This is a genomic window from Streptomyces sp. NPDC003691 (assembly GCF_053981115.1).
Genome location: NZ_JBSFNQ010000047.1, coordinates 1 through 17,389, shown reverse-complemented (window position 1 = coordinate 17,389; position 17,389 = coordinate 1). Strand labels below are relative to the sequence as shown.

The 17,389-nt window shown below is 70.3% G+C and carries 15 protein-coding genes, 1 rRNA gene and 1 riboswitch; of the genes, 3 read left to right on the top strand and 13 right to left on the bottom strand.

What is annotated here, in order from left to right; translation table 11 throughout:
• Positions 1–9: 9 nt before the first annotated feature.
• Positions 10–1,524 carry a glutamate--cysteine ligase gene (locus ACWDR0_RS21830; protein ID WP_456353389.1) on the bottom strand — a complete coding sequence of 505 codons (1,515 nt, stop codon included), beginning with the start codon at positions 1,522–1,524 and terminating at the stop codon, positions 10–12.
• Between the two features lie 577 nt (positions 1,525–2,101).
• Here ACWDR0_RS21830 and ACWDR0_RS21825 point away from each other — a divergent pair.
• On the top strand, positions 2,102–2,704 hold the full coding sequence (locus tag ACWDR0_RS21825) for a hypothetical protein (protein WP_456353388.1): 603 nt from the start codon (positions 2,102–2,104) through the stop codon (positions 2,702–2,704).
• A gap of 339 nt (positions 2,705–3,043) precedes the next feature.
• On the top strand, positions 3,044–3,241 hold the full coding sequence (locus tag ACWDR0_RS21820) for a DUF5999 family protein (protein ID WP_456353387.1): 198 nt from the start codon (positions 3,044–3,046) through the stop codon (positions 3,239–3,241).
• 111 nt (positions 3,242–3,352) lie between these two features.
• On the opposite strand, the gene gcvP is transcribed toward ACWDR0_RS21820, so the two are convergent.
• The gene (gcvP, locus tag ACWDR0_RS21815; RefSeq protein WP_456353386.1) at positions 3,353–6,238 is read right to left on the bottom strand and encodes an aminomethyl-transferring glycine dehydrogenase; all 2,886 of its coding nucleotides are present in this window, start codon (positions 6,236–6,238) and stop codon (positions 3,353–3,355) included.
• Between the two features lie 183 nt (positions 6,239–6,421).
• Positions 6,422–6,518, bottom strand: a riboswitch (glycine riboswitch).
• A gap of 136 nt (positions 6,519–6,654) precedes the next feature.
• On the opposite strand from gcvP, the gene ACWDR0_RS21810 reads away from it, so the two are divergent.
• Positions 6,655–7,035, top strand: coding sequence for a PRC-barrel domain-containing protein (locus tag ACWDR0_RS21810; protein WP_456353385.1), 381 nt, complete (start codon positions 6,655–6,657; stop codon positions 7,033–7,035).
• On the opposite strand, the gene ACWDR0_RS21805 is transcribed toward ACWDR0_RS21810, so the two are convergent.
• The 11 genes from ACWDR0_RS21805 to rrf form a co-directional block, all read right to left on the bottom strand.
• Positions 6,948–8,444 carry a DNA polymerase IV gene (locus tag ACWDR0_RS21805; RefSeq protein WP_456353384.1) on the bottom strand — a complete coding sequence of 499 codons (1,497 nt, stop codon included), beginning with the start codon at positions 8,442–8,444 and terminating at the stop codon, positions 6,948–6,950. The genes ACWDR0_RS21810 and ACWDR0_RS21805 overlap by 88 nt on opposite strands.
• Before the next feature lie 73 nt (positions 8,445–8,517).
• Positions 8,518–9,135, bottom strand: a complete 618-nt coding sequence (locus ACWDR0_RS21800) for a MerR family transcriptional regulator (protein ID WP_456353383.1) — start codon at positions 9,133–9,135, stop codon at positions 8,518–8,520.
• Positions 9,136–9,303: 168 nt separating this feature from the next.
• Positions 9,304–9,777, bottom strand: a complete 474-nt coding sequence (locus tag ACWDR0_RS21795) for a bifunctional nuclease family protein (RefSeq protein WP_006350448.1) — start codon at positions 9,775–9,777, stop codon at positions 9,304–9,306.
• A 53-nt stretch (positions 9,778–9,830) separates the two neighbouring features.
• On the bottom strand, positions 9,831–10,607 hold the full coding sequence (gene ftsR, locus ACWDR0_RS21790; RefSeq protein WP_456353382.1) for a transcriptional regulator FtsR: 777 nt from the start codon (positions 10,605–10,607) through the stop codon (positions 9,831–9,833).
• 35 nt (positions 10,608–10,642) lie between these two features.
• Positions 10,643–11,536 carry an FHA domain-containing protein gene (locus ACWDR0_RS21785; protein WP_456353432.1) on the bottom strand — a complete coding sequence of 298 codons (894 nt, stop codon included), beginning with the start codon at positions 11,534–11,536 and terminating at the stop codon, positions 10,643–10,645.
• Between the two features lie 145 nt (positions 11,537–11,681).
• Entirely contained in the window at positions 11,682–12,545 is an 864-nt protein-coding gene (locus ACWDR0_RS21780) for a DUF881 domain-containing protein (RefSeq protein WP_456353381.1), read from the bottom strand.
• A complete protein-coding gene (locus tag ACWDR0_RS21775) occupies positions 12,542–12,874 on the bottom strand; it encodes a small basic family protein (protein WP_006350443.1) in 333 nt (110 codons plus the stop codon). Before ACWDR0_RS21775 ends, ACWDR0_RS21780 begins: the two co-directional genes overlap by 4 nt.
• Entirely contained in the window at positions 12,871–13,809 is a 939-nt protein-coding gene (locus ACWDR0_RS21770) for a DUF881 domain-containing protein (RefSeq protein ID WP_456353380.1), read from the bottom strand. Before ACWDR0_RS21770 ends, ACWDR0_RS21775 begins: the two co-directional genes overlap by 4 nt.
• A 98-nt stretch (positions 13,810–13,907) precedes the next feature.
• Positions 13,908–16,403 carry a sugar phosphate nucleotidyltransferase gene (locus ACWDR0_RS21765; RefSeq protein ID WP_456353379.1) on the bottom strand — a complete coding sequence of 832 codons (2,496 nt, stop codon included), beginning with the start codon at positions 16,401–16,403 and terminating at the stop codon, positions 13,908–13,910.
• A 112-nt stretch (positions 16,404–16,515) separates the two neighbouring features.
• Positions 16,516–17,124, bottom strand: a complete 609-nt coding sequence (locus ACWDR0_RS21760; RefSeq protein WP_456353378.1) for a CDP-alcohol phosphatidyltransferase family protein — start codon at positions 17,122–17,124, stop codon at positions 16,516–16,518.
• A 187-nt stretch (positions 17,125–17,311) separates the two neighbouring features.
• Positions 17,312–17,389 (bottom strand): 5S ribosomal RNA (gene rrf / locus ACWDR0_RS21755); the annotation flags it as partial.

The window sequence follows — 17,389 nt, the reverse complement described above, 5'->3', positions numbered from 1 at the left end:
CGCCCCCGCTCAGCCGCCGGGGCCGGGGAAGCCGACGGGCCAGGTGTGGACGGGGTCCCCGCGGTGCATCAGCTCGCAGTAGCGCCGGGTGGTGGCGGCGAGGGCCGCGTCCCGCTCCAGCCCGGCCTCCCGGGCCCGGTGGAAGGTCTCCGCCTGCCAGGACGCCCCGTTCATCCGCCGTTTGCAGCGCTCCTCGATCACCCCCAGGTAGTGGTCCCGGTCGGCGGGCTCCACGTTCCAGGCGTCGAGACCGGCCGCGGCGAGCGGCAGCAGTTCGTCCCGGACCAGGTCGACCACGGGAACGGTCACCAGCCCGCCGTTCCGTCCGGGACGCGGCCAGCGCAGTCCCGCCTCGATGCCGTCGCGGCACGCGGTGTCGAAATTCTCCGCCGCCGCCTCGAACGGCAGTCTGCTCCAGACCGGCCGCGGTTCCTCCGCCAGGGCGCGCACCAGCCCGTAGTAGAAGGCGGCGTTGGCGACCACGTCGGTGACGGTCGGGCCGGCGGGCAGTACCCGGTTCTCGACCCGCAGATGGGGAACTCCCCCGGCAACCCCGTACACCGGCCGGTTCCAGCGGTACACCGTGCCGTTGTGCAGGACGAGTTCGTGCAGCGAGGGCACGCCGCCCTCGTCGACGACCCGCAGCGGGTCCTCCTCCTCGTCGCAGATCGGCAGCAGCGCCGGGAAGAACCGCAGGTTCTCCTCGAAGAGGTCGTACGCCGAGGAGATCCAGCGCTCTCCGAACCAGGTGCGCGGCCTGACACCCTGTGCCTGCAACTCCGGCGGACGGGTGTCGGTGGCCTGCTGGAACAGCGGTGGCCGGGACTCCCGCCACAGCTCCTTGCCGAACAGGAAGGGAGCGTTGGCACCCACCGCGACCTGCACGGACGCCACCGCCTGGGCGGCGTTCCAGACATCCGCGAACCGGCCGGGCGTGACCTGGAGGTGGAGCTGTACGGAGGTGCACGCGGCCTCGGGCGCGATCGAAGCCGACGAGCAGTGCAGTTTCTCCACCCCCTCGATGTCGAGGACGAACTCCTCGCCCCGGGCGGCCGTGATCTGCTGGTTGAGAAGGGTGTAGCGGTGGTCGTCCGAAAGGTTCCCGCTGACCAGATCGGCCTGTTCGAGGGTCGGCAGAATACCGATCATCACGATTCCGGCGCCGACCTCGTTCGCCTTGCGGTGGGCATATCCAAGACCGGCCCGCAGCTCTTCGGCCAGTTGGTCGAGAACACGCCCGCCGAGCCGGTGCGGAACGATGTTCACCTCCAGGTTGAACATTCCCAGTTCGGTCTGGAAATCATGACTGGCGATACGTTCCAGAACTTCCGCATTCATCATCCGCGGCTGTCCGTCCGCACCCACCAGATTCAGCTCGATCTCCAGCCCCATGAGATTTCTGGGCCGGTCGAACCGCTGCTCGGCCAGCAACCGCCCCAGCGCCGCGAGGCACTGCTGGAGCTTCCGCCGGTACCGCTGGCGATCGGACAGCCCGAAACCTTCTGTCGCGACCTTGTCCCCCATCGAAGTGTCCTTCCTCGGGTGGATGCCACGGAGCGCCGGCCTCCGCCGGGAGCGGCGGCTCGGCGAACTCCGGGACGAATAATGCCCAGACTGGTTGATCCATAACGCGGCGGGGGCGGCCGGGGGCCGCTAGTGTGGCCTCCGTCACCGGACGCTTCACACGGTCGGCCCCGGGAACGGCCGGACGGCAACCCGGTGCAACAGGCACCTAAAACCTGCCGGGCGTCTGGTGAAAAATGCCGACAGGTTTCGGCCTACCACCCCGGGGGCAAAACAACTGGCCGTCGGCCGGGCCTCGCCGGAAATCCGGCGCAACCTCCCGCCGAATAAGACCTGAACCCGCCTTGCCCGGATTCACGGGACGCGCTAGCGGAATCACTGTACGAACATGAGTGTTATAAACTCTGCAAACGGGCGGCGAGTTGGCCCGGCGGTCTCCCCGGTCCCCCGGAACCGCCGGGCGCCGCGAACCGACAGTGCCGTCGGAGCCGACGGCACCGGCACCACTGACAGACCGACAGCACCGTCGGCGCGCCGCCCCGGTTCACCGTGTCTCCCGAGCGAGAGGCGACCCACCATGCCGCTGCATGTCCTCCCGGCCCCCGCGCCTGCCCTCCGCAGCGTTCTCGCGGCACTCAGTTCCCCATCAGCCGCCCTTGAGGACCGTCCCCCGGCACTCAGGTCCGTTCAGGGACCCCTGAGCCCCGAGTCACCGCTCCCCCTCCATGTCCTCGACCCGGTGGAGCCGGGCGGGCCGGAACCGGACGGTTCCGGCACCCGCACCCGGCTCACCGGCTGGCGTTTCCTGCTGCGCGGCGACGGCGTCGCGGTCGCGGCGGCGGACACGGTGCTCACCCCGGACGGCTGGACGTTCTCGCACTTCTTCAGAGGGCCGTACCTCGGCTCCACCGAACTCGCCCTGCGCCGGGCCGAGTCCTCGCCGGGCGCCTTCCAGCCCCGGCTGCTCTCCGTCCCCGCGCTCTACATGCTGACGCTCTGGCTGCACTCCGACCCGGCGGCGGACGCGTCCGCCGCCGCCCTGGCCCCCGCCGATCTCCTGGTGCCCCTGGCGCCCGCTCCCCCCGGGATCGCCGCCCACCGGCCCTACCGGGCGGGCGAACTCCTCCCGGTGATGACCCTGCGACTGTCCCCGGCGCCGCTGCTCGGCTCACCGGCCTGACCCCTTCCGCCACTCCTCCCGCCGGACCCGGCCGCCCCGGTGTCCCGGCGGCAGCGCGCCCCGTGACCGGACGGTCACGGGGCGCGCTGTCATCCGTCCTGGTCATAACGGTCTAGTCAGCTCGGGCCACTGATGAACCACCCGAAAGGACAGTGTGGTTGAGCTGAACCATCCGGGTGGGTGATACGTCTTTCACCGCACAGACGAGCTGTCGGGAAATCCCTGCGGATCGACGCCCGTCGGGCAACACTGGGATCGGACCGAGAGATACGGGGGGCGGCCATGAACACTTCATCGAGCCGCGGGACACTGATCACACCACAGCGAAAGAACCTGCCCATGTGCCAGCACCAGCCTTCGTGCCCGACATCAGACTCAGCCGACCGGGACGCCGCCCGTCTGGTGGCTCACCACCCGGAGCAGGGCTGGAGCCTGCTGTGCAACGGCGTTCTCCTCTTCGAGGACACGGGCGAGCTGCTGCCGGACGGCAAGATCATCGCGCCGCACCGCCCGCTGGCCGGGGCACACGCGGCCTAAGGCTTTCCTCTCGGGGAGAACAGCCCTGCACGGCCGGAGAACGACCAGGGGCCGGACGGTGTGCTTCCGCACGCTCCGTACCGGCCCCGTGGCATCGGCCGCGGCCCTCCGTCAGCCGTCGTAGGCGTCCAGCGGCGGGCAGGAGCAGACCAGGTTCCGGTCGCCGAAGGCACCGTCGATACGCCGGACCGGAGGCCAGTACTTGTCGGCGGCGCTCACTCCGGGCGGGAAGACCGCCTCGTCACGGCTGTACGCGTGCTCCCACTCGCCGCCCAGCGCGGCCGCGGTGTGCGGCGCGTTGCGCAGCGGGTTGTCCTCGGCGGGCCAGACACCCGAAGCGACCTTCTCGATCTCGCCGCGGATCGCGATCATCGCCTCGCAGAAGCGGTCGACCTCGGCCAGGTTCTCGCTCTCGGTCGGTTCGATCATCAGCGTCCCGGCGACCGGGAACGACATCGTCGGCGAGTGGAAGCCGTAGTCGATCAGCCGCTTGGCGATGTCGTCGACGCTGACGCCGGTCGCCTTGGTCAGCGGGCGCAGGTCGATGATGCACTCGTGGGCGACCAGTCCGCCCGGGCCGGTGTAGAGCACCGGGTAGTGCGGTTCGAGCCGCTTGGCGATGTAGTTGGCGGCCAGTACGGCGACCTGGGTGGCCCGCTTGAGCCCCTCGCCGCCCATCAGCCGGACGTACGCCCAGGAGATGGGCAGGATGCCGGCCGAGCCCCAGGGGGCCGCCGAGACCGGCCCCACGCCGGTCGCCGGGCCCGCCTCGGGCTGGAGCGGGTGGTTGGGGAGATACGGGGCGAGGTGCGCCCGTACGGCCACCGGGCCGACGCCGGGACCGCCGCCGCCGTGCGGGATGCAGAAGGTCTTGTGCAGGTTCAGATGGGATACGTCGCCACCGAACTCGCCCGGCTTCGCCAGTCCCACCAGCGCGTTCAGATTGGCGCCGTCCACGTACACCTGGCCGCCGGCCTCGTGGACCCGGGCGCAGATATCGGCGACGTGCTCCTCGAACACTCCGTGCGTGGACGGGTAGGTGATCATCAGTACGGAGAGCTGGTCCCGGTACTGCTCGATCTTGGCCCGCAGGTCGTCGGCGTCGATCTCGCCGTCGTCGGCGGTCTTCACCACGACGACCTTCATACCTGCCATCACCGCGCTCGCGGCATTGGTGCCGTGTGCCGAGGAGGGGATGAGGCAGACCGTGCGGCCGGTGTCGCCGTTGGCCCGGTGGTAGGCACGGACGGCGAGCAGTCCGGCCAACTCGCCCTGGGATCCGGCGTTGGGCTGGATGGAGACCTTGTCGTAGCCGGTGACCTCGGCCAGCCGCTCCTCCAGCTCCCGGATCAGGGTGAGGTATCCGGCGGCCTGGTCGGCCGGGGCGAAGGGGTGGATCCGGCCGAACTCGGGCCAGGTGACCGGCTCCATCTCGGTGGTCGCGTTCAGCTTCATGGTGCAGGAGCCGAGCGGGATCATGCCGCGGTCCAGCGCGTAGTCGCGGTCCGCGAGCCGGCGCAGATAGCGCAGCATGGCGGTCTCGGAACGGTGCTGGTGGAAGACCGGGTGGGTCAGGTAGTCGTCGGTGCGCACCAGGGCGGCGGGCAGCGCGTCCGCGCCGTCCTCGTCGAGGGCGTCGATGTCCGCCTCGATACCGAAGGCGGCCCAGACCGCGGTGACCGCGGCCCGGTCGGTGGTCTCGTCGCAGGCGACGGAGACATGGTCCTCGTCCACGAGACGGAGGTTGACCCCGCCCGCGCGGGCGGCGGCGGCCACCTCGGCGGCGCGCCCGGGTACCCGTACCGTGACGGTGTCGAAGTAGGCACCGTGGACGACCTCGGCACCGCCCGCCGCCAGACCGGCGGCGAGCACGGTGGCGTAGCGGTGGGTGCGCCGGGCGATGGACCGCAGTCCGTCGGGGCCGTGGTAGACCGCGTACATGCCCGCCATCACAGCCAGCAGCACCTGGGCCGTACAGATGTTGCTGGTCGCCTTCTCCCGGCGGATGTGCTGCTCACGGGTCTGGAGCGCGAGGCGGTAGGCCTTGTTGCCGTCCGCGTCGACGGAGACTCCGACGAGCCGGCCGGGCAGGCTGCGGGCGAACCGGTCACGGACGGCCATGAAGCCCGCGTGGGGGCCGCCGAAGCCCATCGGGACGCCGAACCGCTGGGTGGTGCCCACGGCGATGTCCGCGCCCAGCTCCCCGGGGGAGGTGAGCAGGGTGAGGGCGAGAAGATCGGCGGCGACGGTGACGACGGCGCCCAGGTCCTGCGCCTGCTCGATCACCGGCCGCAGATCACGGACGGCACCGGAGGCACCCGGGTACTGGAGCAGTACGCCGAAGACACCGCGCTCCGCGATCTCCGCCGGGATCCCGTCGCTCAGATCGGCGGTGACCACCTCGACGCCGGTCGGCTCGGCCCGGGTCTCGATGACCGCGATCGTCTGGGGGAGCACATCGGCGTCGATCAGGAAGACGCCGTCCTTGACCTTGCCGACCCGGCGGGAGAGCGCCATCGCCTCCGCGGCGGCGGTGCCCTCGTCCAGGAGGGAGGCACCGGAGGTGGGCAGACCGGTGAGGTCGGCGACCATCGTCTGGAAGTTCAGCAGCGCTTCGAGACGGCCCTGGGAGATCTCCGGCTGGTACGGCGTGTACGCGGTGTACCAGGAGGGGTTCTCCATGACGTTGCGCAGGACGACCGGCGGGGTGAAGGTCCCGTAGTAGCCGAGGCCGATCATCGACGTCAGTACGGTGTTCCGGTCGGCGAGGGAGCGCAGCTCCGCGATGACCTCGGGCTCGGTGCGGGCGTCCGGCAGCCCCAGCGCCCCGGCGCTCTTGATCACATCGGGCACGGCGGCGGCGGTCAGCTCGTCCAGCGAGCCGTAGCCGACCTGAGCCAGCATCTTGGCCTGGGCCTCGGCGTCGGGCCCTATGTGGCGCTGCTCGAAGGGCGTTCCCCGCTCCAGGCTCCGGAGGGGAATGCGGTTGGCGGTCATACAGGCGGCCTCCTGGTCTGCTACGACCCGGTGAGGGGCACCCCGGCGGATGCCCGGGACGGCCTCCCCCTCTGTCATCTCAACCTGAGAGCTTCACCGGTCCGCCCGTGGCGGGGGCGCGCCGGCTTTCACCGTCGGTGAGAGCGGCTGCCGCACGGCACCCGCTCCACTTTCCAGAGTGACCTCGTCCGCGCGGTACGGGTGCCTGAGAGATTCCGGGGAGGATTTGCTCCTTCGGCGCCACCGTCGTCCTGCCGGTGGACTCTCCCGCGCGGGGTCAACAGCCGCTGCCAGCCTACCAGCGCACTCCTGGACCGGAGTGGCCTGAGATCGCTCAAGTGGCCGACGTCCGTGTTGTGCACTTTCGTGGTTTTTGAACGAGTCGGGAACGGCAGTTGCGACCTGTAGGAGGGACCGTGCAGACCGATATCGATCCGCGCAGCCTGATCGGCCGCAAGGCTTACGACCGCGACGGCGTGAAGATAGGAACCGTCGACGAGGTGTATCTGGACGATGCCACGGGGTCACCCGAATGGGCTGCCGTCCGCACCGGACTCTTCAGCCGGGACGCCTTCGTCCCCCTGGAGCCGAGCACGATGGTCGACGACACCCTGCGTGTCCCCTACGAGCGCACCCTGATCAGGGGCGCGCCGGGCTTCGGCGCGGGCCGCCACCTCTCCCCCGAGCAGGAACTGCAGCTCTACCGGCACTACGGGATCGAGCTGTCCGCCCCGCCCGACCCGGCCGCGCCGGACCGTTCCTTCGGCTCGGTGGCCGGCGAGCCGGAGACGGGCTGACCGGCCGGTGACAGTGACGCCACCAGCGGCAGCGGATCGGCCGGGGAGAGCAGCGGATCGTCCACCCGGAAGGTGCGCACCCGCCCCACCTCGCCGCCGGGGACCTCGAACCGGACGGTGACCCGCCCGAGGCCGCTGCCCTGGACCCAGCCCGGCCCGTACTCCTCGTGGCGGACGTCCTGCCCGGGTGACCACTGCCGTACGGCAGGCCCCGGCGGCCCGTCCGCGGCGGGTCCGGACGGCGGGGCGGCCCCGGGCCCTCCGGCCGCTCCGGCCGCCGGTCCGGTACCGCCTCCGGCAGTGGCCTCCGGACCGGGTGCCCAGGCCGCCGGCAGTCCGGCGGCCTGGGCGAAGAGGTCCTCCTGGGTCCAGTCGGCGAGCCCCGACACCCCGACGCCCAGCAGCCGCACTCCCCCGGTGGTGTCCACGCCGTCCAGCAGCCGCGCGGCGGCCTCCCGGACCACGACGGGGTCGTCGGTGGGCCCGCGCAGGGTCTCGGAGCGGGTCAGGGTGGAGAAGTCGTACCGCCGCACCTTCAGCACGATCGTCCGGCCCGAGTGGCCGGAGTCCCGCAGCCGCCGGACGCACCGGTCGGCCAGCCGTTCGACCTCGAGACCGATCCGCAGCCGGTCGTGGAGGTCCAGATCGAAGGTGTCCTCCACGGAGACCGACTTCATGTCCCGCTCGGCCACCACGGGCCGGTCGTCGTGCCCGAGGGCCATCCGGTGCAGCGAGGCGCCCATGGCCCGGCCCAGCAGCCGTACCAGCTCGTCCTCCCCGGCCTCCACCAGCTCGGCGCAGGTGGTGATCCCGGCGCGCCGCAGATGCTCCCCGGTGGCCGGTCCGACGCCGGGGATCGTCCGCACCGACAGGGGCCCGAGCAGCGCCCGCTCCGTCCCGGGCTCGATCAGCACCAGCCCGTCCGGTTTGGCCTGCTCCGAGGCGATCTTGGCTATCATCTTCGACCCCGCCAGCCCGACCGAGCCGGTCAGCCCGGTCACCGCGGCGATATCGGCCCGCAGCCGCTCCCCGACCGCCCGGGCCGACCCGGCGTCCCCGGCCGCGCCGCTCGCCTCCAGATCGACGAAGGCTTCGTCCAGACTCAGCGGTTCCACCAGCGGTGACAGCTCTCCGAGCAGCCGCATCACCTGTTCGCTGATCGACCGGTAGAAGGCGAAGCGGGGCACCAGATACGCGGCGTTCGGGGCGAGCCGCCGGGCCTGGGCCATCGGCATGGCCGAGTGCACCCCGAAGCGCCGGGCCTCGTAGGAAGCGGTGGCCACCACTCCGCGCGGGCCGAGCCCGCCGACGACCACCGGCTTTCCGCGCACGCTGGGCTTCGCCGCCTGTTCGGCGGCGGCGAAGAAGGCATCCATGTCCAGATGCAGGATCGTCGGCGCGGATCTCACAGCTCCGATGCTGCCCTACGCCACTGACATCTCCCCCGCGGACCCGGCCGGACCCACCCGCCGGACCGCCCGGTCAGACCGCCCGGTCGCGGCGCCGCCGGGCCAGTTCGTCGGCCGGATTGTGGCCGATCAGCGTCTCACCGGTGTCCACGCGTTCGCCGTGCAGTTCGGAGAGAGCGGCCTCGACGTCCCGCCAGACCACCCCGACGGCGATCCCGAAGACCCCCTGGCCGCCCTGGAGCAGATCCACGACCTCGTCGGGCGACGAGCACTCGTAGACCGTCGCCCCGTCGCTCATCAGCGTCATCCGCTCCAGATCGGCCAGCTCGCGGCCGCGCAGATGCCGGACGGCGGCCCGGATGTTCTGGAGGGCGACCCCGGTGTCCAGGAACCGTTTGACGATCTTGAGGACGACGACATCGCGAAAGCTGTAGAGCCGCTGCGTCCCCGATCCGTGCGCGGGACGGACACTCGGCTCGACCAGCCCCGTACGCGCCCAGTAGTCGAGCTGGCGGTAGGTGATGCCGGCCGCCGCACAGGCCGTCGGCCCCCGGTATCCGACCTTCTCCTCGGGCGCCGGCTCTCCGGCCACACCTGTCACGCCCCCGCCCCCATGGAGCGGATACGGTCCACTCTCCACCGGACTCCGTCCGGGAGCGCCCCCGACCGCACCGTCGCCGCTGCTTCTCACGCCGACCCTCCGTCCTCGACCTGCCAACTCGACGGTAGGCAGTCACCAGGGGTGCGTCAACGATCGCCACACTCGGCACGCCGAGTGATAATCACCCTGAGAGTGGTTTCCCGTGCCCCTGTCCGGGGTAAGGCTAGCCGAATGGGCGGAAACCGCCTGCTCCGACGGTCACTGGCTGTTGGTCCCGAAGTCCTCCGGGGAGATCTGGTCGAGGAACTCGCGGAACTTCTCCACCTCGTCCTCCTGCTCGTCCGGAATGGCGATCCCCGCATCGTCGAGGACGTCGTCACTGCCGTAGATCGGCGCCCCGGCGCGCAGCGCGAGCGCTATGGCGTCGGACGGCCGGGCGCTCACCTCGACCCCGCCGGAGAACACCAGCTCCGCGTAGAAGACGCCTTCCCGCAGATCGGTGATGCGCACCTCGGTCAGCTCCTGGCCGAGCGCGTCCAGCACGTCCTTGAACAGGTCATGAGTCAGCGGTCTGGCCGGTGCCATGCCCTGCTGGCCGAGGGCGATCGCGGTCGCCTCCCCGGGGCCGATCCAAATGGGGAGGTACCGATCGCCTCCCACTTCTCGCAGGAGCACGATCGGTTGATTGGAGGGCATCTCCACCCGGACACCCACAACGTCGAGCTCGTTCACACAGCAACCCTAGGCCGTGACCGGTCTCTTTGGATAGTCGGGCACGGCCGTGATCAGTCGATGCGGACCCCGAGGGAGGTCTCCAGCAGGGCGGCGTGGAGCCGTACCGACAGGGTCGCCAGCTCCTTGGCGGTGATTTCGGCCCGGGCCCTGGTCCGTGCGTTGGGATGCCGCCGCAAGGGTGCCACCACCTGTTCGACGAGGCCCGCCTCCCGGTCGGCGGCGGCCCGCATGGCCCGCAGATGCCGGGGTTCCAGCCCGAACCGGCCCAGCTCGGCGACGAGCCGGGCCACGGTGACCGCCCCGGCGTCGTAGGAGCCGTCGGCGGCGGCCGCCAGCAGCCCGTACGACTCCCACTCGGCCAGCTCCTCCGTACCGACCGCGGCGGCGGCCAGCAGCTCGGAGCGTCCGATCCGGGCCGCGGTGGGCCGCTCGGCCTCCGGTGCCCCGGTGCCGGTCCCGGAGTCCGCCGGCCCGCCGGAGGAGCCGTCGGACGCCTCCTGCTGCGGCCCCGCGGCGGGCAGCAGCGGCTGCTCACCCCGGGCGAGCGCGTCCAGGTGCTCCCGGATGACCTTCAGCGGCAGATAGTGGTCCCGCTGCATCCGGAGCACCTGGGCCAGTCGCTCGACATCCGCCCGGGAGAACTTTCGGTACCCCGATGGGGTACGCCGGGGCTCGACGAGTCCCTCCGCCTCCAGAAACCGGATCTTGGAGATGGTGACCTCGGGGAACTCGTCCTGGAGCCGGGTGAGCACCGTGCCGATGCTCATCAGCCTCTCCCCCGCGCCGGCGGCGCCGTTTCCGGCGCCGCCCGTCGGTGTTCGCAGCATGTGCCTTCCCACGGATGAACCGCGACGGCCGGCGATCAGTAGCCCCGCTGGCTCGCGTGGCTCGCGTAGAAGACCAGCCGGTACTTGCCGATCTGGACCTCGTCCCCGCTCCTCAACAGGACGGAGTCGATGGGTTCACGGTTGACATAGGTGCCGTTGAGGCTGCCGACGTCGGCGACGCTGAAGTTGCCGTCGGCACCCCTGCGGAACTCCACATGGCGGCGCGAGACCGTCACGTCGTCCAGGAAGATATCGCTCTGCGGATGACGGCCCGCGGTCGTCAGATCCCCGTCGAGCAGGAAACGGCTGCCCGAGTTCGGCCCGCGGCGCACCACCAGCAGCGCCGACCCCAGCGGCAGAGCGTCCACCGCGGCCTGGGCCTCCGGCGACAGCGACGGCAGCTGCGTCTGGCCGGTCGTCTCCGAGTCATAGGCCTCGAGGCCCGAGATGGAGATCGTCGACGTCGTCTCCGAGGAGCGCTCGGGAACCACGCCCGGCTTCAGCGGCGCGCCGCAGTTGGAGCAGAACCGGCTGGACTCGGGGTTGCGGTTGCCGCACCTCGTACAGACCGTCACACCCGCCATGGAAGGATCCTCCTGCCGCGGCTGCCCCCCTCGGGGGTTGGTCGCATAAGGGTCGGAGGCATACCCCCCACCCGCTCCTGGGGTCGATGATTCCCCGAAACCTATGCGCCCGGCACCGGCAGGGTCAACCGACGACGCGCCCGGAGCGGGAGGAAACGCCCCGCTCTGTCCACCCACCTCGTCCCGGAAGAGCGGCCGCTGACCGCCCTGCTCCTCCTCCTGCTGCCCCTGACGGCGCGCACGGTGCCTGGCGCCGCCGTCCTCGCGTGCGCTCTTGCCGAACAACTTCGAAAACAACTTCACGGGCGATTCCCCTTGACCGAAATAGACCCGCCCGCGGGGCAGGACGCACTCTCAACGACGCCTGCCGACCCGGACATCCTCACAACGTCCGTACCCACCGGACAGTTTCCACCACACCGCGCGAAGTCTGCGTGCCGACCTCCCGCGGCTTCGTGCCCCGTCATCCGGAGCACCGTCTCCCGGCGGCTCACCGTGCTGACGACCGAGCGTAGTCAGGCTGCTTCTCGGGTCGCAAGGCGTCCACAACGATCTTCTCGGAGCGGGCCACCGTGGCCGTGGCCTGCTCCTTCTCCAGTGTCCGCACGATTCCCCCGGGAATGTTCAGGGCCGGCTCCAGGTCCTGCGGCTTTCCGATCACCTCGAACCGGTACGGCGTGGTGATCTTCTTCCCGTCCACCTCGACGTTCCCACCGGATCCGGTGAAGTACGTATCGGCGACGACCCGGTTGCCGTTGACCTCGATCGCCTCGGCGCCCGCCGCCCGCAGCTCCTGCACGGCGTCGAGCAGCATGTCCGGCTCGACCGTGCCGGAGCGGTCGTCGACGCTGAGCGTGATCCCCGGTCCCTGTGCCGCCACCGTACCGGCGAGGATGCCGAGCTGCTGCTCCTTCTGCCGGGTCTGCCGACGGGCCTCCTCCGCCTGGTCCGAACTGGTCTCCAGCTCGGTGCGCTGCTCCTCCAGCCTGCGCTTCTCGTCCTCCAGCCGCTCGGTGCGGCTGTCCAGCTCGTCCAGGATCCGCACCAGGTCCTCCTGGCGGGCACCCCTCAGCGCGCTGTTGTCGCTGGTGGAACGGACCTGGATGGCCAGCCCGAGGCCGAGGACGAAGAGCAGCAGGGCCACCGTGAGTTGGGCCCGGGTGATCCGCGGCGGCCAGAGTCCGGCCTTCAGCCGCTGCCGCCCGGACGGCCGCGGCCGCTCCGCGGCGCCGCCCGGCCCGGGGCCGTTCGCCGGGCCGTTCTCCGGACCGTGCCGCTCCTGCCGGTCCCGGCCGTCCCCGCCGTCCTGTCCGCCGAACCCGTCCGGGTTCCGTCCGCTGTCCACCGGCGTCACGCCTGGAAGACGTGGCGGCGGATCGCGGCCGCGTTGGAGAAGATCCGGATACCGAGGACGACCACCACGCCCGTCGACAGCTGTGCGCCGACGCCCAGCTTGTCGCCGAGGAAGACGATGAGTGCGGCGACCACCACGTTCGACAGGAACGACACGACGAACACCTTGTCGACGAAGATGCCGTCGAGCATGGCCCGCAGCCCCCCGAAGACGGCGTCGAGCGCCGCGACGACGGCGATCGGCAGATAGGGCTCGACCACCGCCGGTACTTCGGGCCGGACCAGCAGGCCGGCCACGACTCCCACGACGAGGCCCAGTACGGCGATCACGATGTGCCCTTCCCTGTGTCGGTCCGCCCCTGCCCGCTCCCCTTCGGGGCTTCGGGGGTTCCCGGTTGCGCTGTACGTACGATCAGGCTCGGCGCGGCCGGCAGCCGCACCCTGTCCTCAGTGGAGATGCTGAAACGGATCCCGAAGTTCTCCCGCAGCGCGTGAAGATAATGTCCGTCCGCACTGTCCTGGAACGTCGTGTTCAGCTTCTTGCCGTCCCCCACCGCGAGCACCGTGTACGGCGGCACCAGCGGTCTGTTGTCGACCAGTATGGCGTCACCGGCGGCCCGGATCGCCGACAGGGCGGTCAACCGCTGGCCGTTGATGGCGACGGATTCCGCACCGGACTCCCAGAGCCCGTTGACCACGCGCTGCATGTCCCGGTCCCGGACCCGGCCGGTGTCGCTGAATCCGCTGCTCGCGCGGGGCCCGTCGGCGCCCCCGCCGGTGCCCTTGGCGTCGTCGACGACCAGTTTCACCCCGGGGCCCTCGACGTCGGTGGCCCCGGCCAGCAGGGACACCGCCCGGCCCCGGTCGCCCTCACCGTCGCTCAGGGCCTTCCGCTGACGTTCCCCCACTTCGGTGCGCAGCTTGTCGACATCGCGCTCCAGGGCGTCCACATCGGCGGTCTCCGCGTCGATGCGGCCGATCAGCTCCTCGCGCTCCTTGGCGACGACCGGCGCCGATATCCGGGCCTCCGCAGCCCCCACGGTGACGATTCCGGCGGTGAGTACGAGTCCCGCTCCCAGCCACAGCTTGGCCCGGAGGGTACGGGGCAGCCCGCCGCCCTCGGCCCGGCGGGCCGCCGCTTCCGCGTACCCGTCGTCGAGGCTGTGCTCCATCACATTGGTCAGCAGCGACATGGAGGCGTCGGGGCGCGCGGGCGGCCGTCCGGGGTTCGGACCGGTGCTCCGGACGGGGGGCTGCTGCGGCATGCCGCACATCGTCGCACGTCGTCGGCGATACCGCCGAATGGCCCCACCGGTGGGTGGACGAACGGCCCGCCCGGGGCCGTCCGTCCACCGCGCCGGCGTCAGTGACCTGCGCTGTCGACCACCGCGGCCCATTCGTCGAGGAGTGCCTTGGCGGAGGCGTCGTCGGGCCCCTCGGCCCACAGACGGGTGACGGCCTCGGCCGGGTCGGGCAGCACCATCACCCAGCGCCCGTCGGGCTCCACGACCCGGACGCCGTCGGTGGTGTCCACCTCGCGTTCCCCGGCCGCTTCGACGACACGCCGCATCACCAGGCCCTTGACGGCCCACGGGGTCGCCAGATCGCGCTTGAGCACATGGGCCCGCGGGATCCGGGCGTCGATCTGGCTGAGTGTCAGCTGGGTCCGGGCGACCAGCCCCACCAGCCGGACGAGGGCCGCCGTGCCGTCGAAGACGCTGCTGAACTCGGGCACGATGAACCCGCCGCGGCCGTCGCCGCCGAAGACCGTGGTCTCCTCACGGCCCACCCGGGTCAGATCGTCGGGCGACGTGGTCGTCCACTCCACCTCGGTGCCGTGGTACGCGGCCACCTGCTCGGCGATCCGGGTGGTCGTCACCGGCAGCGCCACCTTGCCGCTGCGGCGCTCGGCCGCGACCAGGTCGAGGAGGACCAGGAGCGCCCGGTCGTCCTCGATGATCCGGCCGCGCTCGTCGACCAGGGAGAGCCTTTCGCCGACGGGGTCGAACCGCACCCCGAACGCGGCCCGCGCGGACGCCACGATCTCGCCCAGCCGCACCAGACCCGCCCGGCGGGTCTCGGCGGTCTCGGTCGGCCGGGCCTCGTCGAGACCGGGGTTGATCGTCAGGGCGTCCACCCCGAGCCGTCCCAGCAGACTGGGCAGGACCAGCCCCGCGCTGCCGTTGGAGGCGTCGACGACGACCTTGAGACCGGATTCGGCGACTCCGGTGGTGTCGACGTTCCGGAGCAGGGATCCGGTGTACGAGTCGAAGACGCTCGCCGGGAAGTGCAGGTCCCCGATCTCACCGGGGAAGGCCCTCCGGTACTCCTGGCGCGCGTACACCCGGTCCAGCTTCCGCTGTCCGGCCTGGGAGAGGTCGGCGCCCCGTTCGTCGAAGAACATGATGTCGACGGAGTCCGGTACGCCGGGCGAGGTCCGGATCATGATGCCGCCCGCACTGCCGCGGGCGGTCTGCTGCCGGGCGACGGGCAGCGGTACGTTCTCCAGGTCCCGGACGTCGATCGCGCTGGCCTGGAGAGCGGAGATCACCGCGCGTTTCAGGGCCCGGGCGCCGCGGGAGTGGTCCCGGGCGGTGGTGACGGTGGCGCCCTTCTTCAGTGTCGTGGCGTAGGCACCGGCCAGCCGTACCGCCAGCTCGGGGGTGATCTCCACATTGAGGATGCCGGAGACTCCCCGGGCGCCGAAGAGATGTGCCTGACCGCGGGACTCCCAGATCACCGACGTGTTGACGAACGCGCCGGCCTCGATGGTCTTGAACGGGTAGACCCGTACGTTGCCCTGGACGATCGATTCCTCACCGACGAGGCACTCGTCGCCGATGACCGCGCCGTCCTCGATCCGGGCGGCCCGCATGATGTCGGTGTTCTTGCCGACGACGCAGCCCCGGAGGTTGCAGTGCTCCCCGATGTACACATTGTCGTGGATCACGGCCTTGTGGAGGAACGCCCCGCTCTTGACCACGACATTGGAGCCGACGACGGTGTGCTCGCGGATCTCCGCGTCGGCCTCGACCTTGGCGTAGTCGCCGATGTAGAGGGGGCCGCGCAGGACCGCGTCGGGATGGACCTCGGCGCCTTCGGCGACCCAGACACCGGGCGAGATCTCGAAGCCGTCCAGCTCCACCTCGACCTTGCCCTCCAGAACATCGGCCTGGGCCTTCACATAGCTCTCGTGGGTGCCGACGTCCTCCCAGTAGCCCTCGGCGACATAGCCGTAGATCGGCTTGCCTTCCTTCATCAGCTGGGGGAAGACATCACCGGACCAGTCGACCGGTACATCGGCCTCGACATAGTCGAAGACTTCCGGCTCCATGACATAGATACCGGTGTTCACGGTGTCCGAAAAAACCTGGCCCCAGGTCGGCTTCTCCAGGAATCGTTCGACCTTTCCCGCCTCGTCGACGATGGTGATGCCGAACTCCAGAGGATTGGGCACCCTGGTCAGACAGACGGTGACCATGGCGCCTTTCTCCTTGTGGAAGGAGATCAGATCGGTCAGGTCGAAATCGGTGAGGGCGTCACCGGAAATGACGAGGAATGCATCGTCCCGCAGCGCTTCCTCGGCATTCTTCACACTGCCCGCGGTGCCGAGCGGCTTCTCCTCGTTGGCATAGGTCAGCTCCATGCCGAGTTCTTCGCCGTCGCCGAAGTAGTTCTTTACGAGGGAGGCGAGGAACTGCACGGTCACCACGGTCTCGGTGAGGCCGTGCCGCTTGAGCAGCCGCAGCACATGCTCCATAATCGGCCGGTTGGCGACCGGCAGGAGCGGCTTGGGCATGCTGGAAGTCATGGGGCGAAGCCGGGTTCCTTCGCCACCGGCCATCACGACGGCCTTCATGTCGGAAGCGTCCTCCTTGGGAGACGACGGCCCAGCCGACTGCGCTCGTCCTAAGAGGCCCTCTTGGCGTCATGCGCGGCCGGCCACTCTGCGCGGCCGCGCATCAACGAGGTCAATCGGCCGCTGTATCCGCCTTGACGAGACGGCGGACCTGGACCACATACAGGATCCCTGCCCACCAATACAGAGTTGTACCCCATCCGGCGAAGGCCCATCCGAAAACTGCGGCAAGTGACGCAAGCCACCCTGTTCCGTCACTCAGGAGCAGCAACGGGAAGGCATACATCAGGTTGAAGGTGGCGGCCTTGCCCAGGAAGTTCACCTGTGGCGGCGGATAACCGTGCCGTCGGAGGATCCACACCATCACCAGGAGCATCACTTCCCGCGCCAAAAGGGCCACGGTGAGCCACAGCGGGAGGATCTCCCGCCAGGTGAGTCCGACGATGGTGGACAGGATGTACAACCGGTCGGCGGCCGGATCGAGGAGCCGGCCGAGGCTGCTGATCTGGTTCCAGCGGCGGGCGAGTTTCCCGTCGAGATAGTCGGTCACTCCGCTGAGCATCAGTACGAGCAGTGCCCAGCCGTCGCTCTTGGGTCCCCCGAACTCGGGCCGCAGGATCAGCCACAGGAACAGCGGCACACCGGCCAGCCGGGCCATGCTGAGGATGTTGGGGATGGTGAGCACCCGGTCCGTCTGAACGCGGGTCTCCTGGACCTCCACCCGGGGCCTCCTGGGGAACGTGATGACGATGCCCCCCGACTTTACCGTCAGCGACCTCCGGTTCCGCACAGGGGTCGACCGCGCTTTCCGCCCCCGGTTCGCCCGGAAAATCCCCGGTGCTGTCCGGAAATCGTCCGGAAATGCAGAAAGGCCCCGCACCAAGGTGCGGAGCCTTCCCGGAAAAGTTGTTCGGCGGCGTCCTACTCTCCCACAGGGTCCCCCCTGCAGTACCATCGGCGCTGAAAGGCTTAGCTTCCGGGTTCGG